The 254-nt window shown below is 46.5% G+C and carries 1 protein-coding gene; it reads right to left on the bottom strand.

Features of this window, described 5'->3' with window-relative positions:
- On the bottom strand, nucleotides 1-254 hold a 254-nt coding region (locus tag AAEZ18_RS19230; RefSeq protein WP_352256031.1), incomplete at both ends, for a hypothetical protein.

The raw sequence follows: 254 nt of genomic DNA, 5'->3' as shown, positions 1-254 counted from the left end.
GTCAAAGCCATGTGCTCGTAATGCTAGCATTAGGTTTTCCGCAGCGAGCGAGGTGTTGTTGGTTGCCCAGTTTTTGGTGTCTTCAAAGGTATAATAAGGCGATTTAATCGGACCTTTTAAGCGTCTGACCACTTGAGTCGCGCCCCATTTAGCCGCTGATACCACATTAACTGGACCCCGTAAAAAATCCAGTGCGACGACTTTGGTATAGTAGTCTTTGACCTTTTTTGGTACAGGCTTGTCAGGGTATTCAC

The sequence above is a fragment of the Pseudoalteromonas sp. 19-MNA-CIBAN-0066 genome, assembly GCF_040308705.1.
GTDB classification, from domain to species: domain Bacteria; phylum Pseudomonadota; class Gammaproteobacteria; order Enterobacterales; family Alteromonadaceae; genus Pseudoalteromonas; species Pseudoalteromonas nigrifaciens.
Note: the sequence above shows the minus strand (reverse complement) of the source record. Positions and strands in the feature narration are given on the sequence as shown.